This is a genomic window from Variovorax sp. KK3 (assembly GCF_001984055.1).
Lineage (GTDB): Bacteria > Pseudomonadota > Gammaproteobacteria > Burkholderiales > Burkholderiaceae_C > Variovorax.
In genome coordinates, this window is sequence record NZ_LYVO01000032.1 from 32,948 (window position 1) to 55,799 (window position 22,852).

Consider the following 22,852-nt stretch of genomic DNA (forward strand, 5'->3'; position numbering starts at 1 on the left):
GCGCTCTACATGACACACAACAAACTCGTCTCTCTCGACGACGCCGTGGCCGGCATCGCGGACGGCTCGAAAGTCGCGCTCGGCGGCTGGATCTTCAACGCGCAGCCGGTGGCCCTGGTGCGCGCCCTCATCCGCAAGGGCGCACGCGACCTGCACCTGATTCCGGCGCCGGGGTCGATCGCGCCCGACATGCTCATCGGCGCCGGCTGCGCGCGCAGCACCGCCTGCGTCTTCATCAGTTTCGAGCATCACGGCCTCGCGCCGCACTTTCGCCGACGCGCGGAAGACGGCTCGCTGGAGGTCGTCGACCTGGACGGCCCGGGCGTCATGGCCGGCCTGCGAGCCGCCATGTGCGATCTGCCGTACATGCCCATCCCCGACCTGGGCACCGACCTGCCGCGGCATGCGCCGCAGCAATACCGGCCGCTGCCCACCGAGCCTGGCGAACGGAAGCTGCTGGCATCGGTCGCGATCCGCCCAGACGTGTGCCTTTTGCATGCGCAGCAGGCCGACGAGCACGGCAACGTGCAGCACGTCGGCCCGCCCTTCCTCGACACGCTGCTGGCGCAGGCATCGAAGCGCGTCATCGTGTCGGTGGACCGCATCGTGTCGGCCGAGACCATCCGCCGCAACAACCACCTGACGAAAATCCCGTCGGCCATGGTGGAGGCCGTGGTCGAAGTACCTTACGGCGCGCACCCGACCGCATCGCCCTCCCTCTACCGCGCCGACGACGCGCACCTGAAGGACTACGTCCGTGCCTCGCGGACCCACGATGGCTTCGTGGCCTATCTTCAGCAATATGTGCACGCGCCGAGCCACGCTGCATACCTCGATGCGCTGGGCGGCAGCCGGATCGCCGGCATCGCGGTGTCCGAAACCAACCTTCGCTGACGGCCGGTCATCCCATGTGCGGGTGCCGCGCCCCTTCGTACAGGCTGCGCGCCAGCGCGCGGTGCTGCGCCAGCAGCGGCGCCAGCTCCAGGTCGACGAAGGCCCCGTGCCGGATGCGCACGCGTCCGTCGATGACGCTCAAGGCCGCCGCACCCGGCTGGCAGAACACCAGCGCCGCGACCGGGTCGTGCCCCGCGCCCGCATGGCCCACGCCGCGCAGGTCGAAGGCCACCAGGTCGGCCGACATGCCCGGTGCCAGCGAACCGATGTCGTCGCGTCCCAACACACGGGCGCCGCCGAGCGTCGCGATCTCCAACGCCTCGCGCGCGGTCATGGCGGCCGGGCCATGGCGCACGCGCTGCAGCAGCAATGCCTGGCGCGCCTCGCCGAGCATGTGGGCGCCGTCGTTCGACGCGCTGCCGTCCACGCCCAGCCCCACCGACACACCGGCGCGGCGCATCGCGCCGATCGGTGCGATGCCGGACGCCAGCCGCATGTTGGAACAAGGGCAATGCGCCACGCCGGTGCCGGTGCGCCCGAAAAGCGCGATGCCGGCGGCGTCGAGCTTCACGCAGTGCGCATGCCACACGTCGTGCCCCACCCAGCCCAGGTCTTCGGCGTACTCGGCCGGCGTCATGCCGAACTTCTCGCGCGAGTAGGCCACGTCGTTGTCGTTCTCGGCCAGGTGCGTGTGCAACGACACGCCGCGCTCGCGCGCGAGCAGGGCCGACTCGCGCATCAACTCGCGCGACACCGAGAAAGGCGAGCACGGCGCGAGCACGATGCGGCGCATCGAGTGGCGCGAAGGGTCGTGCCAGCGGCCGATGAGCCGTTCGCTGTCGGCCAGGATCGCGTCCTCCTGCTCGACCACCTCGTCCGGCGGCAGCCCGCCCTGGCTGCGGCCCACGCTCATGCTGCCGCGCGCCGCATGGAAGCGCATGCCCATGGCGTCGGCCGCCTCGATCGAATCGTCGAGCCGCGCGCCGTTGGGGAACAGGTAGAGGTGGTCGCTGCTGGTGGTGCAGCCCGAGAGCATCAGCTCGGCCATCGCCGTCCGCGTCGACACGCGGATCATCTCGGGCGTGAGGCGCGCCCACAGCTGGTAAAGGCTGGTGAGCCAGCCGAACAGCTCCGCATCCTGCGCCTCGGGCACGACGCGGGTGAGGCTCTGGTACATGTGGTGGTGCGTGTTGACCAGGCCCGGCATCAGCACGTGGCCTTGCAGGTCGATGGCCTCGGCGCGGCCGGATTGCAGCGCGTCGACGTAGGCCGCAGGCAGCTCGGCGCTCGGTCCGACCCAGGCGATGGCCGGTCCCTCGGCCACCACCGTGCCGTCGGGGATCTCGCGCCGCTGCGCGTCCATGGTGAGCACCACGTCGGCGTGGCGCATGATCAGCGGGCGGGTCGTCGGTGTCGGGGCGTTCATATCATTCCGTTCCATGCGAGGTTCGTGCCGCCAACGCGAAAGACCGCTCTCGCGACAGCACGCCGTTGTAGAAAAGATTCAGCAGCACGGCCGCGCAGGTGCCAAGCACGATGCCGCTGTGCGTGAGCGGATGGGTCCAGGCCGGAAAGTGCTGGAAGAAGCCCGGCGACAGCGTCGGGATCAGCCCCAGCCCGATGGAGATCGCGATCACGTGCAGCGCATGGCGATTCTGCGCGTAGTCGATCGCGCCCAGGATGCGCACGCCGGTCGCGGCCACCATGCCGAACATCACGATGCCTGCACCGCCCAGCACGAAGCCCGGCACGCTGGCCACCACGTGCGCCACCTTCGGGAACAGCGCCAGTGCGACCAGGAACACGCCGCCAAGCGCCGCCACGTAGCGCGAGCGCACGCCGGTCACCGTGACCAGGCCGACGTTCTGCGAGAAGCTCGTGTAGGGAAAGGTGTTGAACACCCCGCCGATCACCGTGCCCAGCCCGTCGGCGCGCAGGCCGCGGGTCAGCGTGTCGGTGGTCATCGCGCGGCCGGTGATGGCGCCGAGCGCGAGGAACATGCCGGTCGACTCCACCAGCGTGATCAGCATGACGATGCACATCGAAGCGATGGCCGTCGGCTCGAAGCGCGGCAGGCCGAAGTGGAAAGGCGTGGTGATCGCGATCCAGCCGGCTTCGTCGATGCCGTCGAAGTGCATGCGCCCGAGCGCCAGCGACACCGCCACGCCCGCCAGGATGCCCAGCAGCACCGAGATGTTGGCGACGAAGCCGCGGCCGTAGCGCGTGATGCCGATGATGACCACCAGCACCAAGGCGGCGATGGCCAGCCCGGCCGGATCGCCGTAGCCCGGGTTGGCCACCGAATGCGCCACGCCGTCGATCATGCGCGTCTGCGTCGGCTGGCCGCCCGCGGCCCAGTTGATCGCCACGCCCATCAACGACACGCCGATCAGCGTGATCACCGTGCCCGTTACCAGCGGCGGGAACACGCCCAGCAGACGCCCCATGAGCGGCGCGACCAGCATGCCGAACACGCCGGCCACGATGGTGGCGCCGTAGATTGCCGGCAGCCCCAGCGTCGGGTCGACGCCGATCGCGATCATCGGCCCGACGGCCGCGAAGGTAACGCCCATCATCACCGGCATGCGGATGCCGAAGCGCCAGAAGCCCAGCGCCTGCACCAGCGTGGCGATGCCGGCGGCGAAGAGGTCGGCGTTGATCAGGAAGGCGATGTCGGCTTTCGACAGCCCGAGCGCGCCGCCCACGATGAGCGGCACCGCCACCGTGCCGGCATACATGACGAGCACGTGCTGCAGGCTCAGGGCGGCGCAGCGCGGCAGGGGAAGCTTCTGGTCGACCGGTTCGCTGTCTCCTGCGCCGGTCGTTGGGGTATTGGCAAGCATGTGGACCTTTCTGCGTGGGCCGAAGAGGATCGGCCGGCGCAGTCTAGGAGCGAGGTGCGGGTGCACGCAAAGTCAATAAATGGCCTGCGACGTCCACAAAAAGTGGACGCCCGGCGAACCCGCGCCGCGCTTCAGGGCGCGAGCAGTTCGTCGAGGCAGACCATCAGCTCGCGCGCCAGCAGTTCGGCCGCCGGGCTGGATTCGGCACCCGCGCGCACCACCAGCGTGAGCGTCTGCGGCCGCAGGCCGGCATCGCGCAGCGGCACGTACACCAACTTGCCGCCGCGGCGTTCCTCGTCCACGTCGAGCCGGTTGAGCAACGTGATGCCAACGCCTTGCGCGACCAGTTGCCGCATCAGTGCGGTGGACGTGGTTTCCACGACGGGCGACACCTGGATGGCCGAGCGGCCGAACGCGCCGTCGAGGATCGGCCGGATCGACATCACCGGCGCCGGCAGGATCAGCGGGTAGCCCACGCAATCCGCGAGCGTGGTCGTCGCCTGGGCCGTGAGCGGATGCCCCGGCGGCACGACGGCGCCGATCGGCCACTCGCTTGCGAAGAGCGTGCGAAAGCCCGCGGTGTCGGGCACGTCGTAGGCCAGCGCCAAGTCGCAATCGCCATCGTGCACGCTCTTGAGCACGGCGGCGATCGGCAGGTCCAGCAGCGTGAGACGGATGCCCGGATGCGCCGCGCGGAAGCGCTGCGTCACCGAGGGCAGGAAGGCACCGGCCAGCCCGGTGGTGGTGGCCAGCGACACCTCGCCCTGCCTCAGCCCGCGCACCGCCTCGATGCGCTCGCGAACGCCGTCGAACTCCCGCAGCGTCTGCCGCGCATGCGCCAGCACGATCTCGCCGACCGGCGTGAGCTTGAGCGTGTTGCGAATGCGCTCGAACAGCGGCGCACCCAACTCTTCTTCGAGGTTGAGGATCTGGCGATTGACGGCCGTGGGCACCACGTGCAGCTGCTCGGCCGCCTTGCGGATCGATCCGGCGCGCACCACTTCCACGAAATAGCGAAGCACCTTGGCGTGCATGGCCGGATTCTGCCTGCGGCGACGGCGGTAGCGTCGGTGGCGGTACGAACGATCCTCGAACTGAACCCGAGTTTCGACTAGACTAATCAGACTTAGTCCAATACACAGACATCGCCATGCAAACAATCAACATTCACGAAGCCAAGACGCACCTGTCTCGCATCGTCGAGCGCGCTTCACGCGGCGAGTCGTTCGTCATCGCCAAAGCGGGCAAGCCGATGGTCAAGGTCGTGCCGCTCGACGCACCCGAGCCGTCGCCTCCCAAGCGACTGGGCTTTCTCGCCGGACAGGTGCAGGTGCCGGACGATTTCGACACGATGGGTTCGGCCGAAATCGAACATCTCTTCGGCGTCGATCCATGAGGCTGCTGCTCGATACTCATCTGCTGCTGTGGGCGGCAGGAACGCCAAAGCGACTCTCCGCCGCAACGCGAAAGGCCATCGAATCGCCGGACAACAGTCTGTTCTTCAGTGTCGCAAGCATCTGGGAGATCGTCATCAAGCGCGGCCTCGACCGATCCGACTTCCAGGTCGATGCGCATCTGCTGCGACGCGGCCTGCTGGACAACGGCTACGCTGAACTGCCTATCACGGGTGAGCACGCGTTGACGGTAGAGAGCCTGCCCCCCATCCACAAGGACCCGTTCGACCGAATGCTGGTCGCCCAAGCCACCGCCGAGGGCATGACACTCCTGACAGCCGACGCAAACGTCGCTCTGTACCCCGGACCCATCCGCAAGGTTTGAGTCAGGGAGCGGCGGCCTCCAATCCGATCAGGCGGTCGTCACGCGCCCTCAGCCCGCCCCCGCCCGACAAGCCGCCCGCACGATCCGCTCGGTGGGGTTGGGCTGAGCATCCAGGAACAGCATCGGCCGCGGGTTGGCGTCGTAGTCGGTGCGCTGGTGCGGCTCGCCCTGCCAGAGCGGTGCCATGTAGAAGGTGGCGTAGAGGTAATGGGCCTTGCGGGCGCGGCAGTTGAAGCGCACGCGCGACTCGTAGGAACGGTAGGGCACGCCTTCCCAGTTGCGGCGTTCTTCGGCGCGGCTCACGCGGACCAGCATGGTCTTCAGGGGCCAGTCGGTGGCGATGGCCACGGGGTTGACCTGAACCGTGTCGACCGACGCGTCGGCCGGGTTGCCGGTGACGGTGAACCAGCCCGTCTGGGCATTGGCGGCCATGCAGAAGAGGCCCAGCCACACGAAGCACCATCTCACGCCGACCGTCCTTTCTTTCGAAGTGCGAGATTGTAAAGACGCCCCTGCCGGCTGCGACACCCGTGCGCCGGCCGCGGCCTTGGCGACGTGCAAATGCGCACACCTGCTAAGCAAACGCAAAACCCTTCGTTGGGAAGCGTCGCACCGGCCCGTAGCCTGCGCAGTTCCCTGTCCCACGAGGAGTTTTCCAGATGAACGATCGCTTGAGCCGCGTACAGGCATCGCGTTCCGCTGCCGTCAAGGCCAGCCTCCAGCACCCGGTGATCGACACCGACGTGCACGTCAACGACTACGCCCCGGTGCTGGAGGACTACATCCAGCACTATGGCGGCAACAAGCTGGTCGATGCCCTGCGCAAGGCGCTGGGCGGGCGCTTCGTCACCCGCACGGGCGGCGGCAAGGACTGGTACCAGCAGACGCCTGAAGAACGCCAGTACCACCGCACCCTGCGCGCGCCGTGGTGGGCGCGCGTCACGCGAAACACCTACGACCTGGCCACCTACACGCTGCCGGCGCTGCTGTATGAACGCCTGGCCGAGCAGGGGTCGGACTACTCCGTGCTGTTCCCCAACGACGTGCTCTCGCCCGCCGCGGCCGGCAGCGAATTCCGCCAGCCGCTGCACCGCGCGATCAACCACTTCCATGCCGACCAGTACCGCGCCTACGCCGACCGCCTGACGCCCGTGGCCGGCATTCCGCTGCACACGCCGCAGGAAGGCATCGAGGAGTTGGAGTTCGCGGTCAAGACACTGGGGCTGAAGGTGATCAACATCGCCGGCGGCGTGCGCCGGCCGATCCGGGCCATCGCCGACAAATACCCGCCCAAGGACCACCCCGAGCTGGCCAAGCACGCCGGCTACATCGACTTCTACGGCATCGACAGCGAGCACGACTACGACCCCTTCTGGGCCAAGGTGGTCGAGCTGGGCGTGCCGGTCACCACGCACTACGGCAGCCAGGGCTGGACCGGCCGGCAGTCGATCAGCAACTACATGAACAACCACATCGGGCATTTCGCCGATGGGTCGCAGGCCTTCGCCAAGGCGCTGTTCTTCGGCGGCGTGACGCGCCGCTTCCCCGGCCTGCGCGTGGGCCTGCTCGAAGGCGGCGCCGACTGGGGCGCGCACGTCTACACGCACCTGGTCGACCGCTGGGAGAAGCGCAACCGCGTGGCGGTGCGCAACTACGACCCCGCCGAAGCCGACGTCGACCTGCTGGCCTCGCTGTTCGAGCGCTACGGTGCCGACTACATCCAGGGCCGCCCGGACTTCAAGGCCAACCTGCTGCGCGAAAGCCTGGGCATCTCCGCCCTGCCTCACAGCCGCGAGCCGAACGAATCGGAGATCGACGACTTCGCGCTGGCCGGCATCGAGAAGGTGGAAGACATCCGCGACCGCTGGGTGTCGAACTTCTACTTCGGCTCCGAGGCCGACGACCGCACCGTGGCCGCCGCCTTCAACGATCGCGTGAACCCGCTGGGCGTGAAGATCAACGCGATCTGGTCGTCCGACGTGGGCCACTGGGACGTGCCCGAGTTCACCGAGCCGCTGGCCGAGAGCTGGGACCTGATCGAGCAAGGCGTGCTCAGCGCGGCCGACTTCAAGGCGCTCGTGTTCGACAACCCGCACCGCTTCTACACCGAGGCCAACCCGCGCTTCTTCGAGGGCACGGAAGTGGGCCGCAAGCTGGCCGCGGCGAAGGCCTGAACCACACCGCACACGCACACCCACACACATCGAGGAGAACACGACATGAAACGACCAATGGCCCCGTCCCCGCTGCGACGAGCCGCACTCAAGCTCTTCGGCCTGGCGCTCGCCTCGCTGGCCGCCGCACCCGCACTGGCCGCACCCGAAGTCATCCGCATCGGCGTGGCCACCGCCGGCGGCGGCGACCCCGTCACCTGGGGCGGCTCGCCCGGCGGCGTGGCGCGCGCCAACAACTGGCTCGAAGAGGAGTTCAAGGCCTCGGGCATCAAGGTCGAATGGCTGTTCTTCAAGGGCGCAGGCCCGGCCGTGAACGAGGCCCTGTCGAACAAGCAGATCGACTTCGCCTACCAGGGCGACCTGCCTGCCATCGTGGGCCGTTCCAACGGGCTCAAGACCAAAGTGCTCGTGGTCAGCGGCGCGCGCAACGACCTCTATGTAGCGGTGCCGGCGTCGTCGGACATCCGCGCCATCAAGGACCTGAAGGACCGCAAGGTCTCGATCTTCCGCGGCACCAACGGCCACCTGGTGGCCAACAACGTGCTGCTGGCCAACGGCCTGGCCGAGCGCGACATCAAGGGAGTGAACCTCGACACCGGCAGCGCGCAGGCGGCGCTGGTGTCCAACGGCGTCGATGCGGCCTTCGGCGGCTACGAATGGTTCAAGGTGCGCGACCATGGCCTGGCCAAGATCGTCTACTCCACGCAGGGGCAAGACCCGGCGTACACGCGTCAAGCGGCCTTGCTCGTGCGCAGCGAGTTCGAAGAGGCCAACACGGCCGAGGTGCAGCGCGTCGTCGACGTCTTCGTGCGCGCCGCGCACTGGGCCTCGGAAGAGAAGAACCGCGACGAGCTGTTCCGCATCTGGGCCAGGAGCGGCACGCCGGTCGCGTCGTGGACGGCCGAGTTCGACAAACAGTCTCTGGCGCAGCGCAATTCGCCGCTGGCGGACGACTTCATCGTCGGTCGCTACAAGGCCGTGGCGTCCGACGCGCTCAAGCTCAAGCTGATCCGACGCGAGGTCAGCGTCGATGGCTGGTTCGACACGCGCTACCTGCAGAACGCGATCAAGAAGCAGGGCCTCGAAGGCTACTGGACCGCCTACGACGCCAAGGGCCAGCCCAAGGGCAAGCAGTCGGTGGCATTGAATGGCGGCTGAGCGCGCCGCCGAACCCATGGCTGCGATCGCGGCCGTCGACGCAGCCGCACTCGAAGCGTCGTCGTCCGTCTCCCGGCTGCCCTGGCGCCGCATCGGCGACACCGCCCTGCCCTGGCTGCTGCCCCTGTCGCTGCTGGCGCTGTGGACCACGGGCGCGGCGCAGGGCTGGATCTCGCCGCAGGTGCTGCCCTCGCCGCAGTTCGTATGGGACACCCTGCGCGACCTCGCCACCAGCGGCGACCTCTGGCTGCACACCAGCGCCAGCCTGGCGCGCGTGGGCCTGGGCTTCCTGGCCGGCGCCGCGCTCGGGCTGCTGCTGGGCGCGGCGATGGGCCTGTCGCGGCAAGTCGAGGCCTACGTCTTGCCCACCTTCAACGCGCTCGTGCAGATCCCGGTGCTCGCTTGGCTGCCCTTCGTGCTGCTGCTCGTGGGCATCGGCGAGCCACTCAAGTACATCCTGATCGCCAAGGCCGCGATGGTGCCCGTGGCGCTCAACACCCTGCAGGGCTTCCGGCAGACGCCCGTCGGGCTGCGCGAGGTCGGCGAGGTCTACGGTTTCAGCCGGCGCCAGCAGGTGCTCGAGATCGTGCTGCCGCATGCCATGCCGACGCTCTTCACCGGCCTTCGGCTGGGCTTCACCAAGGCCTGGCTGTCGCTGGTGGTGGTCGAGCTGGTGGCGTCGAGCGAAGGCCTCGGCTACCTCATCGTCTACGGCCGGCAGCTGTTCCAGCTCGACCTGGTGATGGCCGCCGTGGTCGTCGTCGGCGGGATCGGCTACCTCATCGACCGCCTGCTCGATGCGCTCGAGACCGCGGTGAAGCGACGTCAGCCCGGAGGCGCCAGATGAGCACGCATCAGACCCACGACGCGGCCGAGCGCGCCGCCCTGCAGCCGCTGCGCCCCACCGAGCAGAGCCGCTGGCGCGGACTCGTGCTACCCGTCGCCGCCGTTGCGCTGTGGTGGGCACTGTCATCGCTGGACGTGGTGAACTCCGCGCTGCTGGTGTCGCCCGCCAAGGTGCTCGCCACCGCCTTCGAACAGGTCACTACCGGCCGCCTGTGGCGCGCGCTGAGCGCCAGCCTGGCGCGCGAGGCCACCGGCTTCCTCATCGGCACCTCGCTCGGCCTGGTACTGGGTGCGCTGCTGGGCCTGTCGGGCCTGGCCAACCGCCTCGTCGGCCCCAGCTTCAACACCTTCAAGCAGATCTCGCTGTTCGCTTGGATTCCGCTGATCTCGGTGTGGTTCGGGCTGGGCGACGTGGCCAAGGTCGTCTTTCTGTCGCTGGCCGCGCTGGTGCCGGTGGTGGTCAACACCTGTGACGGCATCCGAACAACGCCACCCGCGTTGCTGGAAGTCGCACGCGTCTACGGCTTCACGCGCTGGCAGACCGTCACGCAGGTGGTGCTGCCGGCAGCGCTGCCGTCGATCTTCACGGGCGTGTACCTGGCGCTCATCTATTCGTGGCTCGCGACCATCGGCGCCGAGTACCTGCTGGTGTCCGGCCGCGGCATCGGCAATACGCTGATCGAAGGCAGCGAGCACTTCCGCATGGACCTGGTGCTCTTCGGCATGACCGTGATCGGCACCGTCGGCTGGGCCATGAACGCATCGGCCCGTGCGCTGGAGCGGCGCCTCGCCCGCTGGACCGGCCGCGCGTAACGCCCGCGCATCAACGATCTCTTCCCCTCTATGACCACCTCCATCCATTCCTCCAACGAACTCGACATCCGCGGCGTCGGCAAGCGCTACGCCAGCACGCAGGCGAGCGGCGGCGAACTGCAGGTGCTGCAAGACATCGACCTGCACATCCCGGCCGGCCGCTTCGTCAGCATCGTGGGCACCAGCGGCTGCGGCAAGTCGACGCTGCTGCGGCTGGTGCTGGGGCTCGACGCGCAGTACGAAGGCCAGATCCTGCTCGACGGCCAGGCCATCTCGGGCACCGGCCGCGAACGCGGCATCGTGTTCCAGGACCACCGCCTGTTCCCTTGGCTCAACGTCGAGCAAAACATCGCCGTGGGCCTGCGCAACGCGCCGCTGTCCGCCAAGGAAAAGCGCGATCTGATCGCCGAGCACGTCGCGCTGGTCGGGCTCGAAGGCTTCGAGAAGTCCTTTCCGCATCAAATCTCGGGCGGCATGGCGCAGCGCGTGGCCATCGCGCGCGGGCTGGTCAACCGGCCGCGCGTGCTGCTGCTCGACGAGCCCTTCGGCGCGCTGGACGCGCTCACGCGCTCGCGGCTGCAGAACGAGCTGCAGCGCATCTGGCAGAAGGAGCGCATCACGATGCTGCTGGTCACGCACGACGTGGAAGAAGCGGTGTTCCTCGGCGACCGCGTGGTGGTGATGGAGCCGTCGCCCGGCCGCATCCGCCGCATCGTCGACGTGGACCTGCCGCACCCGCGCAATCGCAGCGACCCGGCCTTCATCGCGCTGCGCGACGACGTGCTCGGGGATTTTCTCGATGCCGACGTCGACACGCCGCCTGCCGCGGCGCCGCAGCACCGGCCGGCTGCCGCCGGCCTGCCGGGTCGCCTTCAGCTGGCCTGGTAAGCCCTCCTTCTTCTTCACCTGAAACTGTCCCATGACCACATCCAAGCGCCAGATCAAGCTGGGCGCATTCCTGATGCAGACCGGCCACCACATCGCCGCCTGGCGCCACCCGGGCGCGCAGGCCGACGCCGGCAGCAACTTCCGCCACTACGTCGAACTGGCCCGCAAAGCCGAGGCCGCGAAGTTCGACGCCGTCTTCCTCGCCGACTCGGTCGGCGTGCGCAGCAGCGAGCTGCCGTCGCTGTCGCGCACCGCGCGCAGCGACCACTTCGAGCCGCTCACGCTGCTGTCGGCCATCGCAGCGCTGACCGATCGCATCGGCCTGATCGCCACCGTGTCGACCAGCTTCAACGAGCCGTACGACGTCGCGCGCAAGTTCGCGTCGCTCGACCAAATCAGTAGCGGCCGATCGGGCTGGAACCTGGTGACGTCGAGCGGAACCGGCGAGGCGCAGAACTTCAACCGCGACGCGCACTTCGAGCATGCGCTGCGCTACGAGCGCGCGGCCGAGTTCCACGACGTGGTGCTGGGCCTGTGGGACAGCTGGGAAGACGACAGCTTCGTGCGCGACAAGGCGAGCGGCCAGTACTTCGACCCCGACAAGCTGCACGTGCTGGGCCACAAGGGCACGCACTTCTCGGTGCGCGGCCCGCTCAACGTGTCGCGCTCGCCGCAGGGCCGCCCGGTGGTGGTGCAGGCCGGCGCATCGGACGCCGGACGCGCCCTGGCGGCGCGCACGGCCGAGGTGATCTTCGTCGCGCACCAGACCTTCGAGGAAGCCAAGGTCTTCTACGCCGACATCAAGAACCGCCTGCCCGCCTACGGCCGCGACCCGGAGGACGTGAAGATCATGCCCGGCATCTTCCCGGTGGTGGGCCGCACGCATGCCGAGGCCGAAGACAAGTTCGCGCAGCTGCAGGACCTGGTGCATCCCACGGTCGGCCTCGCGCTGCTGTCGAACGTGATCGGCGGCTTCGACTTCTCCGGCCTGCCGGTGGACGGCCCCGTGCCCGAGCTGCCCGAGACCAACGGCCCCAAGAGCCGGCAGCGCCTGCTGCTTGACCTGGCGCGCCGCGACGGCCTGAGCATCCGCGAGCTGTACCTGCGCATCGCCGGCGCGCGCGGCCACCAGCAGGTGGTCGGCACGCCGGCCAGCATCGCCGACCAGTTGCAGCAGTGGTTCGAGGAAGGCGGCGCGGACGGCTTCAACATCATGGCGCCCTGGTTCCCGGGCGGGCTCGACGACTTCATCGCGGGGGTGCTGCCCGAGTTGCGCAAGCGCGGGCTGTTCCGCACCGAGTACGAAGGCCGGACGCTGCGCGAGCACCTGGGGCTGCGTCGCCCGCAGCACCCCGCACAGGTCGAACGCGAGTTCCCCGAAGACGCGTTCGTCTGAGGCGCCGGCGATCCGGCGCAGGCGTGGCGGCGTCCACCGTCGCGACGCCGCTTGACGGGCCGCACGCCGCGCGCCGCGGCGATGCAACGAAGGATCGCGGCTGCCAGGATGCGCCCTCAGGCCGCCACGGCCAGCGCTGCGGCTTCGGCCGGCAGGCCCGCACGCCGACGCAGCAGAGGCACCGCGCGCGCCACGGCCAGCGCGATGCGCGCGCGCAAGGCCGCGTTGCTCACGCGGTAGTTCTCGAATTCCTTGTCGGTCGCATACACGCCGATCGGCAGCGTGTGCGCCTGGAAGAAGCTGAAGAGAGGACGGAGCTGATGGTCGATGGCCAGCGCGTGGCGGTCGCTGCCGCCGGTGGCCGCGAGCAGCACCGGCACGTCGATCAGCGACTCGTGGTGCACCAGGTCGAAGAAATGCTTGAAGAGGCCGGCATAGGTGCCGCGGTAGATGGGGCTCGCCACCACCAGCAGGTCGGCCGTTTCCACGTCGCGCAGGGCGCGCTCCATGTCGGCGGAGAGCAGGTCGCGCTGCACCACGTTGCCGAACTTGGGCACCAGCTGGCCCAGCTCGATCAGCCGGGTCTCGGCGGGCCGGGCATCGGTGAGGCCGTCGAGCAGCTCTTCGACCAGCGCGAGCGTGCGCGACGGGCGTTGCAGGCCACCGGAGACGGCGACGATCTTGAGGGGTTGTTGAGCCATGGCAGAAGAAGGAAATGAGAAGCCGCGTCCGCTGACGAAGACGCCGAAGCGCCGATTCTTGGAGGGAAGGCTTCGCTTGGAAACGAAGAAAACGGCACAGGCTTAGCCGGTTTTCAGATAAGCGGAGCGGCGGCAGCGCGATCACCCGCGCAATGCCGCATATCGATCTGCGATTTCGTTCCTTCCCCCGCATCGGCGCCGCCTGCACAGTCGCTTGCTTCTGCGTTGTGATCGAACAGGATCGAACAGGCTATGAGATTCCTCGTGGTGGGTGCAGGCGCCCTGGGCGGCTATTTCGGCGGGCGGCTGCTGCAGGCCGGGCAGAGCGTGGACTTTCTGGTGCGCCCCCCGCGCGCCGCGCAGCTGGCCACGCGCGGGCTGGTGATCCGGTCGCCGCACGGCCACCTGAAGCTCGCGGCGCCGACCGTGCTCGCGGGCCAGATCCGGCGCGAGTACGACGTGGTCATCGTGGCATCGAAGGCCTACGACCTGGAGCAGACGCTGGCCGCCTTCGCACCCGCGGTGGGCCCGCACACGGCCATCCTTCCGCTGCAGAACGGACTGCGGCACCTCGACTTGCTGGGCCGGCGCTTCGGCCATGCGCGCGTGCTCGGCGGCCTGGCCATGATCTCGGCCACGCTCGACGGCGACGGCAGCATCGCGCACCTGGGCCCTGATCACGAACTGGTGTTCGGCGAACTCGACGGCGAGCGCACGCCAAGAGTCGAGGCGATCGCCCGGGCCTTCGCACAAGCCGGCTTCGATGGCCGCGCGAGCGACACCATCCTGCAGGCGATGTGGGAGAAGTGGGTGTTCATCACGGCGCTGGCTTCGGTCACCGCCCTGATGCGTGCACCGATCGGCGACATCGTCCAGGCCGGCGCGCAAGAGCTCGGCCTGATCCTGCTGGAGGAATGCAGCCGCATCGCCGCGCACAACGCGCATCCGCCCTCGCCTGACTCACTGGCCCGTGCCCGCGACGCCCTGACGGCCACCGGCTCGCAGCTCAGCGCCTCGATGCTGAAAGACGTCGAGCGCGGCGCACCGTCGGAGGCCGATCACATCGTGGGGGACTTCCTGCGGCGAGGGCGCTGGTCCACCGCCGACACGGTGCTGCTGCCGGTCGCCTATGCGCAGCTGCGCAGCTATGAAGCGCGGCGTTTGCGCGGCGCGCTCGAGGCTTGCGACGCCAGCCCGCAACGACTCGCCGCCTGATTCCCCAGACGCCGCCACGACGGCGGCCTTGCGTCCGTCGTCGAATCAGACCGCCCAGCGCCAGCCATGGGCCAAGGCTTCATCCAGCCGGTCAGCGTCGATCTGCGGCCGCCGCGGTGGCCTGGGCAAGATGGGCTGCCGGCTCTGCGAGCGTGCGCGGGCGGGTGCGGGCTTGACCTGCCAAGACGCGGTGGTCACGGCCAGCACGCTTTGCAATTGCACGATCGGCGATATGTAGAACAACTGTTTCACACGGTGGATTCTGCGAAGCGGCATCGCACCTGCCAACGAAGGAATGCGAATGAGCTGATGCGCTTTGCGAGCGAATGCGGTGCGCGGCGCAACACGCTGCCGCAGACGGCTACGATGCAGCGGCACGGCACCGCCACATCGAGCGGGCCGGCTCCTGGAGACAACGATGCCCCTGCGACTCCCCGCCGTTTCGACGGCCACTGCCCTCACCCTGGCGCTCACCGCCTGCAGCCACGCACCACCGCCACCGGTGGCCCAGCCCCGCTCGGCCTGTGCGGCGCTTGCGGGCCGCGCCATTCCGGCATCGGCCATCGGCCTGCCCAGCGGGGCGGCATCGGTGCAATCGGCAGTGCTGGTCGCCGCCGCGGCTGGCACGGTCAACAACAACGCTTTCGTGCCCGCCGTGCCCGAGCATTGCAAGGTGCTCGGCAGCGTCGCGCCGCGCGACCCGGCGGCGCAGGCCATCCAATTCCAGCTCAACCTGCCGGCGCAGTGGAACGGCAAGGCGCTGCAGTACGGCGGCGGCGGATTCAACGGCGTGCTGGTCACCGGCCTCACGCCGCTGCGCGACGCGGCGCCGGGCGATCCGCTGCCCATCGCGCGCGGCTACGCGACCTTCGGCACCGACTCGGGCCACCAGGCCTCGGCCTCGCCGCCCGGCGAGCCGGGCGCCTTCGCGCTCAACGACGAGATGCTCGAGAACTTCGCCTTCGCCTCGTACAAGAAGGTGCGCGACGTGGCGGTGGCGCTCACGCAGCAGTTCTACGGCCAGAGGCCGCGGCAGGTCTACTACTTCGGCGGCTCCGAGGGCGGCCGCGAAGGCCTGACCATGGCGCAGCGCTTTCCGGCCGACTACGACGGCATCGTGAGCATCGTGCCGGTGATCAACTGGACCGGCCTGTTCCACGCCTTTGTGCGCAACGAGGTGCCGCAGTTCGGCGACTGGCTCGACGCATCGAAGACACCGCTGATCGCGAAGGCGACGGCCGATGCCTGCGACGGCCTCGACGGGCTGGTCGACGGCGTGGTCAACAACTACCTGGCCTGCCAGGCGCGCGTGGACCTGCAGCCGCTGCGCTGCCCGGGTGGCACCGACGCCGGACCGCAGTGCCTGTCGGATGCCGAGCTTGCGCTGATGCGTTCGATCCACTCGCCCTACCGCTTCTCGTTTCCGCTGGCCAACGGCATCACCGCCTACCCGCCCTGGCTCTACGGTCACGAAGACAGCCTGGACGGCCCGAGCGCGCTGAACCTGGTGCGCTGGGTCAGCGGCACCGCGCCACCCACCGTGCCGCCCAATGCCGCGACGGCCGGCACGCAGTGGCTGTACGGCAGCAACTGGGTGCGCTACGCCATCGCGCGCGACGCCGCCTACGACGTTCGCACCTACCGCCCCGAAGCGTTCACGGCGCGGGTGCAGCAGACATCGGCCTTGATGGATTCGACCGATCCCGACCTGTCGGCCTTCTTCGCGCGCGGCGGCAAGTTGATCGTTCGCGAGAACGCGGCCGACCGGGCGCAGAGCGCACACATGGGCTTCGAGTACCACCGCGCACTGGTGGCACGCTTCGGGCAAGCGGCGGTCGACGGCTCGGTGCGCCTGTACGTCTCGCCCTCCTCCACCCACACCGGCAACGCGCGCAGCGTGACCGACAAGACGCCGATTCCGACGATGGCCGACCTGCTCGATCCGCTCGACCGCTGGGTGACGGGCCAGGGCGTGCCGCCCGATTCGATCGTGCAGACCACGAAGGCCGCGCTGCCGCCGTTCGCGGTGCAGGGGACGCGGCCGATGTGCCGCTATCCGGCGTATCCGCACTACACCGGCGGCGATCGGACGGTGGCCGCAAGCTATGCGTGCCGCACCGTGCAGCCCTGAGGGCACGCGCGGCACGGCGGCCGATCAGTCCGCCTTGATGCCCGCCACCTTCACGATCCGCTCGTAGCGCGCGTACTCGGCGTCGACCTGCTTCTGGAACTCGCGCTGCACCTGCCCCGTGGCCTCGATGCCCTGCGCCGCCAGCTCGGTGCGCACGGCCGGCAGGCGGACGATGCGGGCCGCGTCGTCGGCGATGGTGTCGAGCGCGCGCTGCGGCGTGCGCGCCGGCGCGAACAGGCCGAACCAGGTGCCGGAGCGAAAGCCCTCGTAGCGCTCGGCCACGGTCGGCACCTCGGGCAGCAGCGCATGACGCTGCTCGCCACCGGTCGCCAGCGCCACCAGCTTGCCGGCCTTGATATGCGGCAGCGCCGGGCCGACGGCGATGAACATCGCATCGACCTGGCCGGCGATGACGTCCTGCATGCCCAGCGGGCCGCCGCGGTAGGGAATGTGCGTGACGTAAACGCCGGCGCGCTGCTTGAACAACTCCATGCCGATCTGCTGCGGGCTACCGTTGCCGGCCGATGCGTAGTTGAAGCGGCCCGGCTGCTGCCTCGCGGCGCGCACGAAGTCGTCGACCGAGCGCCAGCCGGTCTTGGGGTTGGCGACCAGCACAAAGTCGATGCGGCCCAGCGCGACCACCGGCACGAGGTCGCGCCGCGCGTCGTAGGGCAGGCTGGCCTGCAGGTTGGGCAGGATGGTGATCGGCCCGTCGGCGCCGACCATGAGGCTGTAGCCATCGGCCGGCGCGCGGGCCAGGGCTTCGGTGGCCACGATGCCGGCCGCGCCGTCGCGGTTGTCGACGACGACGGGCTGCTTCCATTGCTCCGTGAGGCGCTGCGCGAGCAGGCGCGCCAGCACGTCGGGTGAGCTCCCGGGCGTGTTGGCGACAGTGATGTGGACGGGCTTGGCCGGGAAATCCTGCGCGTGCGACACGCCGGTGGCCAGGACGAGCGCGAGCGCGGCGGAAAGAACGCGAAGCACGGAGCGAAGAGGCATGAAGGGCAGGACGTGATGCGGCCAGAAAGGGCCGCGGCATTGTGTCGCCCGAGCCGTCCTTCGCCAACGACCGCTTCGTCACTTGCATAGTCGCGATCGGGCATATGCCATGGCCGCCGCGCGGGCCGCAACGACGCAAAGCGAGGAAGCTTGCTCGCGAATCTTCGTTCACGCGGACAGGCCGCGGGCCTAGATTCGACGGCATCCCCTTCGCGATCCATCGGATCTCATCGGCATCGCGCCGAGCGACGATCCCACCTCACGGGCCTCCCGGCCCTGCCCGCCATGAGCGCCGTTCTCCCTTCGCCTGCCGCCCTCGACCCGCCTTCCCCCACTTCGACGCCGCCGCGCCGCGTGCAGACCAAACTCATTGCCGACGCCGCGCTGGCCGACGTGGCGCGCCACGGCCGCGCGCGCCGCCGCTGGTATCGCAACGCGCTGCTGCCATGGCTGCTGCCGGTCGCGCTGATCGCGGTGTGGCAGCTGCTCAGCACCACCGGCCGGCTCTCCGTCGGCGTGTTGCCGGCGCCCAGCGAGGTGCTGCGCGCCGCCTGGACGCTGGCCGAGCGCGGCGAGCTGCAGCGTGACGTGCTCGTGAGCCTGCGCCGCGTGGCGATCGGCTTCTTCTCGGGCGCGACGGCGGGCCTGTTGCTGGGCTTCGTCGTGGGGCTGTCGGCGCTGGCGCACGGCCTGCTCGACCGCTCGCTGCAGATGGTGCGCACGATTCCGCACCTGGCATTGGTGCCGCTGATGATCCTGTGGTTCGGCATCGGCGAGGAGCCGCGGGTGCTGCTGGTCGCGATGGGCTCGCTGTTCCCGGTCTACATCAACACGATGAGCGGCATCCGCAACGTCGACCCGAAGCTGATGGAGCTGGGCCGCTCCTACGGACTCGGCCCCTTCGGCCTGATCGTCGCGGTGGTGCTGCCCGGCGCGCTGCCGGCGATCCTCACCGGCATCCGCTATGCGCTGGGCGTGGCCTGGCTGACGCTGGTGGTGGGCGAGACCATCGCCTCGCGCGACGGCATCGGCTACATGGTGCAGAACGCGCGCGAGCTGCTGCGCACCGACATCATCCTGCTGGCGATCGCGCTGTATGCCATCGCGGGCTGGCTGGCCGATGCGCTGACGCGCGCGATCGAACGCTGGCTGCTGCGCTGGCACCCGAATTACGCGAAGGGAGCCGGATCGTGAGCCGCAACGACGACGAACGCAACGAAGTCGTCGACCACGGCGACCACGGCGAACGCCTGCTGCTGCGCGGCGTGGGCAAACGCTTCGGCGAGCGCCACGTGTTGCGCGACATCGACCTGGAGATTCCGGCCGGCCAGTTCGTGTCGCTGATCGGGCCGAGCGGCGTCGGCAAGTCCACGCTGCTGCGGCTGGTGGCCGGGCTGGAGCCGCCAAGCGCGGGCCGCATCGAGATCGCGTCGCGCACGCCCGAGCCGGACATCCGCATGATGTTCCAGGAAGACCGGCTCATGCCCTGGCGCTCGGTGCTGCGCAACGTGACGCTGGGCCTGCGTGGCCGCGACGCGGACGCACGCGCGATGCTCGGCGCCGTCGGGCTGGCCGGGCGCGAGCGCGAGTTTCCGGTGGTGCTCTCGGGCGGCCAGCGCCAGCGCGTGGCGCTGGCGCGCGCCCTCATCCACGAACCCGAACTGCTGCTCCTCGACGAGCCCTTCGGCGCGCTCGATGCGATCACCCGCGCGTCGATGCAGCTGTTGCTCGAACAGCTGCTCGCGCGCCGGCCGCGCACGGTGCTGCTGGTGACGCACGACGTCGAAGAGGCCCTGATGCTTTCCGACCGCGTGCTCCTGATGCGCGACGGCCGCGTGGCGCGCGACCTGCCGATCGACCGCGCGCGCCCACGCCACCGCGGCGACCCGGCGCTCGCGGCGCTCAAGGAAGAGCTGCTCGACGGGCTGCTCGCGGCCGAGGCGGGGCGCTGAGGCGCTTCGACGCGGCCATCGCTCGTTTGCCCATTTGTTTTTCTCTCAACGACATCACGCCATGAACACCTTCGACCCCTCCCACCCGCGCGCACGACGCCGCTTTCTCGCACAGGCCGGCGCGGCCCTGCTCGGCACCGGCGGTGCACTGATGCTGGCCGGCTGCGGCAAAGAAGCCGCAGCGCCCGCAGCCGGGTCGGCGCCAGCCGGCGGCGCAGCACCCGCCGCAGCAGCAGCGCAGCCGAAGATCACCGTCGCGATCATCGGCGACGGCCGCACCGGCGTCTTCGCATCGCTGCGCGCCGGTGCCGGCGGACGCAAGCTCGAAGACGAGATCGGCGCCCAGGTCGTGTGGCAGCCCGGCTTCACGGCCTCGCTGCCGGTGATGGAAGGCATCAAGGCCGGTGGCGTGGACTTCAGCTTCGCCACCGCCACCGCGGTGGTGAACGCCGTCGCGGCCGGTGTGCCGATCGTGCCGCTGGCGGCCTACCCGCTGCCGGCCGACGAGGTCGACGTGCTGGTGGCCGCCGATTCGCCGATCAAGACCGCGGCCGGTCTCAAGGGCAAGAAGATCGCCCACCAGAACGGCACCACCGGCACCTACAGCCTCATCAAGTACCTCGAAAGCGCAGGCCTGCGCCTGTCGGACGTGCAGGCGGTGAGCCTGAGCGGCGCCGATGCGTACACCGCGTTCGCGCAAGGCAGCATCGACGCCTGGATCCACTGGCAGCCCGCGAGCGCGCTGGCCCTGGCCAAGCTCGGCGGCAAGGCGCGCACGCTGCCTTCGGTCAAGACCTACGACTGGGCCTTCTACGTGGCGCGAACCGGCTTCGCGGAGCAGCATCCGCAGGTGGCCGCCAAGCTTGTGCGGCTGATCCGCGAGACGCAGCAGTACGTGGTGGCGCACCCGGACGAAACGGTGGCCGCCTGGGCGCAGCAAGGCGGCTTCGAGCCCGGCAGCACCGAGCAGAAGGTGTACCGCGAACTGATCGTCGACGTGCGCCTGTCCGACTCCGGCGCGACCGTGCTCAAGCCCATCAACGAGGCGGCCGCCGCGTCCACGCAAGACCTGGCGGACAACTTCCACGCGCTGGGCGTGCTGCCGAACAAGGTCGACGTGCGCAGCTTCCTGCTCGACCCGAAGTTCGACGCCATCAAGAAGCTCGTCGCCGCCGAGCTGGGAGCCTGAGCCATGGCAAAGGACCAGGCACAGGACAAGAAGATCCACCTCGCGGCCTTCGTCACGGCGGGCCCGGGCCGGCCGGGCGGCTGGCGCTATCCGGCCTCGGAATCGGGCTGGCTCGATGCCGACTACTACCAGGGCATCGCGCGCACGCTGGAGCGCGGGCTGTTCGACCTGGCCTTCTTCGCCGACATCCTGGCGGTGCCCGACCGCTACCAGGGCAGCAACGACACGCAGCTGCGCTACGGTGCGCTCGGCTCGCTGCGGCTCGACCCGGTGGTGGTGCTGTCGATCATGGCGGCCGCCACCAAGCACCTGGGCCTGGCGTCGACGCGTTCGACCAGCCACTACGAGCCCTTCGAAGTCGCGCGCTCCTTCGCCACGCTCGACCACCTGAGCGCCGGCCGCGCGGCCTGGAACGTGGTGACCTCGTTCCAGGATGCCGAGGCGCGCAACTTCTCGAAGAAGCAGCAGGTGCCGCGCAACAAGCGCTACGACCGCGCCGACGAGTTCCTGGAGGTGGTGTTCAAGCTGTGGGACAGCTGGGGCGACGACGCGCTGGTCTTCGACCGCGAAACGCCGCTCTTCGCCGACCCGGCCAAGGTCAACTACATCGACCACGAAGGCGAATGGTTCAGCGTGAAGGGGCCCTTGAACGTGGCGCGGCCGCCGCAGGGCTACCCGGTGATCCTGCAGGCCGGCGCGTCCGACCGCGGGCGCGACTTCGCGGCGCGCTGGGCCGATGCGATCTTCGTGAGCCACGATTCCTTCGAGAGCGCGAAGGCCTTCTACAGCGAGATCAAGGAACGCGCGAAGTCGCACGGCCGCGACCCCGATTCGCTCAAGGTGCTGCCGGCCGCGACGCCGCTGGTGGGCGAGACGCAGGCCATCGCCGAAGAAAAAGACCGCGCGCTGCGCGCATTGGTCGACCCGCATGCGGGGCTGTCCACGCTGTCGTACCACCTCGACGTCGACCTGTCGGCCTATCCGCTGGACGCCGCACTGCCCGACATCGACGTGCCCGGCGTGCAGGGGCACTACCAAGAGGTGCGCGAGGCGACCGAGCGCGACAAGCTCACGCTGCGCGACCTGGGCAAGCGCTACGGCAGCCGCTACGAGGGCGACCTGATCGGCACCCCCGACAAGGTGGCCGACGGCCTGGAGCGCTGGTTCCGCGGCGGTGCCTGCGACGGCTTCATGATCAGCGCGCCCTACCAGCCCGGCGGCTTCGAGGATTTCGTGCGGCTGGTGGTGCCCGAGCTGCAACGGCGCGGGCTGTACCGCACGGCCTACGAGGGCAGCAACCTGCGCGAGAACCTGGGGCTGGCGCGGCCCGGCGTGGGTGCGTGGCAAGAGCGCGCCGCATCGGGACCCGCAGGCAAGGAGACGGCGCGATGAGCACGGAAGACACGGCGCTGGCGCTCGACGAAAAACTCGCGACGTCGACGGTCCAAGGCGAAGTCGTATCGATCACGGCCCGCGCGCTCGACACGCCGGGCCGCTTCCTGGTCGATGCACGCCACAACCACTTCGTGTCCGACGCCAAGGCCTCGGCCGGCGGCCCCGGCGAGTCGGTGCAGGCCGGCGAGCTGCTGCTGTCCTCGCTGGCCTCCTGCGGCCTGGCGCTGGTGCAGAAGGAAGCGCTGGCGCGCGGCCTGCACTTGCAGCGTGCCGAGGTGGAAGTGAACTTCGAACGCGACCCCGACGACGGCACGCGCTATCGATCGATTCGATTGAACTTCGGGCTCGGCGGCGTCGCGCTCGACACGGCGCAGGCGCTGGTCGACGCCTTCACCGGCGCCTGCCCCATCTACAACACGCTGCGGCGCGGCGGGCCGATCGCGGCGCAGGTGCAAGTCCTGCACTGAGCCGACGCTTCC

At 69.5% G+C, this 22,852-nt stretch carries 23 protein-coding genes; 16 read left to right on the plus strand and 7 right to left on the minus strand.

The features are described from left to right. Positions 1-9 precede the first annotated feature (9 nt). Positions 10-894, plus strand: a complete 885-nt coding sequence (locus tag B0W80_RS16925) for a CoA transferase subunit A (protein ID WP_077000329.1) — start codon at positions 10-12, stop codon at positions 892-894. Between the two features lie 7 nt (positions 895-901). Here the strand turns inward: B0W80_RS16925 and B0W80_RS16930 are convergent, their stop codons facing one another. From B0W80_RS16930 to B0W80_RS16940, 3 genes are all read right to left on the minus strand, one after another. Then, a complete protein-coding gene (locus tag B0W80_RS16930) occupies positions 902-2,320 on the minus strand; it encodes an 8-oxoguanine deaminase (protein WP_077000330.1) in 1,419 nt (472 codons plus the stop codon). A gap of 1 nt (position 2,321) precedes the next feature. Beyond that, positions 2,322-3,737 (minus strand): nucleobase:cation symporter-2 family protein, encoded by a 1,416-nt coding sequence (locus B0W80_RS16935; protein ID WP_077000331.1) that lies wholly within the window; start codon positions 3,735-3,737, stop codon positions 2,322-2,324. 131 nt (positions 3,738-3,868) lie between these two features. Next, a complete protein-coding gene (locus B0W80_RS16940; RefSeq protein WP_077000332.1) occupies positions 3,869-4,771 on the minus strand; it encodes a LysR substrate-binding domain-containing protein in 903 nt (300 codons plus the stop codon). Positions 4,772-4,887: 116 nt separating this feature from the next. Here B0W80_RS16940 and B0W80_RS16945 point away from each other — a divergent pair, with 116 nt between their 5' ends. Continuing rightward, on the plus strand, positions 4,888-5,133 hold the full coding sequence (locus B0W80_RS16945) for a type II toxin-antitoxin system Phd/YefM family antitoxin (protein ID WP_077000333.1): 246 nt from the start codon (positions 4,888-4,890) through the stop codon (positions 5,131-5,133). Beyond that, positions 5,130-5,516: a type II toxin-antitoxin system VapC family toxin gene (locus B0W80_RS16950; RefSeq protein WP_077000334.1), complete on the plus strand. Its 387-nt coding sequence runs from the start codon at positions 5,130-5,132 to the stop codon at positions 5,514-5,516. The genes B0W80_RS16945 and B0W80_RS16950 overlap by 4 nt, the downstream gene beginning before the upstream one ends. A gap of 48 nt (positions 5,517-5,564) precedes the next feature. On the opposite strand, the gene B0W80_RS16955 is transcribed toward B0W80_RS16950, so the two are convergent. After that, positions 5,565-5,984 carry a surface-adhesin E family protein gene (locus B0W80_RS16955; protein WP_077000335.1) on the minus strand — a complete coding sequence of 140 codons (420 nt, stop codon included), beginning with the start codon at positions 5,982-5,984 and terminating at the stop codon, positions 5,565-5,567. A gap of 191 nt (positions 5,985-6,175) precedes the next feature. On the opposite strand from B0W80_RS16955, the gene B0W80_RS16960 reads away from it, so the two are divergent. From B0W80_RS16960 to B0W80_RS16985, 6 genes are read left to right on the plus strand one after another with little or no spacing between them, the layout of a single operon-like run. Then, positions 6,176-7,690 (plus strand): amidohydrolase family protein, encoded by a 1,515-nt coding sequence (locus tag B0W80_RS16960; RefSeq protein ID WP_077000336.1) that lies wholly within the window; start codon positions 6,176-6,178, stop codon positions 7,688-7,690. Positions 7,691-7,735: 45 nt separating this feature from the next. Then, positions 7,736-8,848 (plus strand): ABC transporter substrate-binding protein, encoded by a 1,113-nt coding sequence (locus B0W80_RS16965; protein WP_077000337.1) that lies wholly within the window; start codon positions 7,736-7,738, stop codon positions 8,846-8,848. Between the two features lie 16 nt (positions 8,849-8,864). Further along, entirely contained in the window at positions 8,865-9,695 is an 831-nt protein-coding gene (locus B0W80_RS16970; RefSeq protein ID WP_077000363.1) for an ABC transporter permease, read from the plus strand. Beyond that, the gene (locus B0W80_RS16975; RefSeq protein ID WP_077000338.1) at positions 9,692-10,507 is read left to right on the plus strand and encodes an ABC transporter permease; all 816 of its coding nucleotides are present in this window, start codon (positions 9,692-9,694) and stop codon (positions 10,505-10,507) included. The genes B0W80_RS16970 and B0W80_RS16975 overlap by 4 nt, the downstream gene beginning before the upstream one ends. A gap of 30 nt (positions 10,508-10,537) precedes the next feature. Next, on the plus strand, positions 10,538-11,395 hold the full coding sequence (locus B0W80_RS16980) for an ABC transporter ATP-binding protein (RefSeq protein ID WP_077000339.1): 858 nt from the start codon (positions 10,538-10,540) through the stop codon (positions 11,393-11,395). A 31-nt stretch (positions 11,396-11,426) separates the two neighbouring features. Then, the gene (locus B0W80_RS16985) at positions 11,427-12,791 is read left to right on the plus strand and encodes an LLM class flavin-dependent oxidoreductase (protein WP_077000340.1); all 1,365 of its coding nucleotides are present in this window, start codon (positions 11,427-11,429) and stop codon (positions 12,789-12,791) included. 116 nt (positions 12,792-12,907) lie between these two features. On the opposite strand, the gene msuE is transcribed toward B0W80_RS16985, so the two are convergent. Beyond that, positions 12,908-13,492, minus strand: coding sequence for an FMN reductase (gene msuE / locus B0W80_RS16990; protein WP_077000341.1), 585 nt, complete (start codon positions 13,490-13,492; stop codon positions 12,908-12,910). Between the two features lie 252 nt (positions 13,493-13,744). Here msuE and B0W80_RS16995 point away from each other — a divergent pair, with 252 nt between their 5' ends. Continuing rightward, a complete protein-coding gene (locus tag B0W80_RS16995) occupies positions 13,745-14,707 on the plus strand; it encodes a ketopantoate reductase family protein (RefSeq protein ID WP_077000342.1) in 963 nt (320 codons plus the stop codon). Positions 14,708-14,752: 45 nt separating this feature from the next. Here B0W80_RS16995 and B0W80_RS17000 read toward each other — a convergent pair whose 3' ends face one another. Beyond that, positions 14,753-14,959 carry a hypothetical protein gene (locus B0W80_RS17000; RefSeq protein ID WP_143684661.1) on the minus strand — a complete coding sequence of 69 codons (207 nt, stop codon included), beginning with the start codon at positions 14,957-14,959 and terminating at the stop codon, positions 14,753-14,755. Between the two features lie 166 nt (positions 14,960-15,125). Between B0W80_RS17000 and B0W80_RS17005 the strand changes: the two genes are divergently transcribed. Further along, positions 15,126-16,838 carry a tannase/feruloyl esterase family alpha/beta hydrolase gene (locus B0W80_RS17005; protein WP_083745453.1) on the plus strand — a complete coding sequence of 571 codons (1,713 nt, stop codon included), beginning with the start codon at positions 15,126-15,128 and terminating at the stop codon, positions 16,836-16,838. A gap of 24 nt (positions 16,839-16,862) precedes the next feature. Here the strand turns inward: B0W80_RS17005 and B0W80_RS17010 are convergent, their stop codons facing one another. Continuing rightward, positions 16,863-17,837 carry a tripartite tricarboxylate transporter substrate binding protein gene (locus B0W80_RS17010; RefSeq protein ID WP_077000344.1) on the minus strand — a complete coding sequence of 325 codons (975 nt, stop codon included), beginning with the start codon at positions 17,835-17,837 and terminating at the stop codon, positions 16,863-16,865. A 285-nt stretch (positions 17,838-18,122) separates the two neighbouring features. Here B0W80_RS17010 and B0W80_RS34985 point away from each other — a divergent pair, with 285 nt between their 5' ends. From B0W80_RS34985 to B0W80_RS17035, 5 genes are all read left to right on the plus strand, one after another. Continuing rightward, a complete protein-coding gene (locus B0W80_RS34985; protein ID WP_143684662.1) occupies positions 18,123-19,031 on the plus strand; it encodes an ABC transporter permease subunit in 909 nt (302 codons plus the stop codon). Beyond that, positions 19,028-19,789, plus strand: a complete 762-nt coding sequence (locus tag B0W80_RS17020; RefSeq protein ID WP_077000345.1) for an ABC transporter ATP-binding protein — start codon at positions 19,028-19,030, stop codon at positions 19,787-19,789. The genes B0W80_RS34985 and B0W80_RS17020 overlap by 4 nt, the downstream gene beginning before the upstream one ends. A 61-nt stretch (positions 19,790-19,850) precedes the next feature. Then, positions 19,851-20,978 (plus strand): ABC transporter substrate-binding protein, encoded by a 1,128-nt coding sequence (locus B0W80_RS17025; protein WP_077000346.1) that lies wholly within the window; start codon positions 19,851-19,853, stop codon positions 20,976-20,978. Positions 20,979-20,981: 3 nt separating this feature from the next. Continuing rightward, positions 20,982-22,370, plus strand: a complete 1,389-nt coding sequence (locus tag B0W80_RS17030; RefSeq protein ID WP_083745454.1) for an LLM class flavin-dependent oxidoreductase — start codon at positions 20,982-20,984, stop codon at positions 22,368-22,370. Beyond that, the gene (locus B0W80_RS17035; RefSeq protein WP_077000347.1) at positions 22,367-22,840 is read left to right on the plus strand and encodes an OsmC family protein; all 474 of its coding nucleotides are present in this window, start codon (positions 22,367-22,369) and stop codon (positions 22,838-22,840) included. Before B0W80_RS17030 ends, B0W80_RS17035 begins: the two co-directional genes overlap by 4 nt. Positions 22,841-22,852 lie beyond the last annotated feature (12 nt).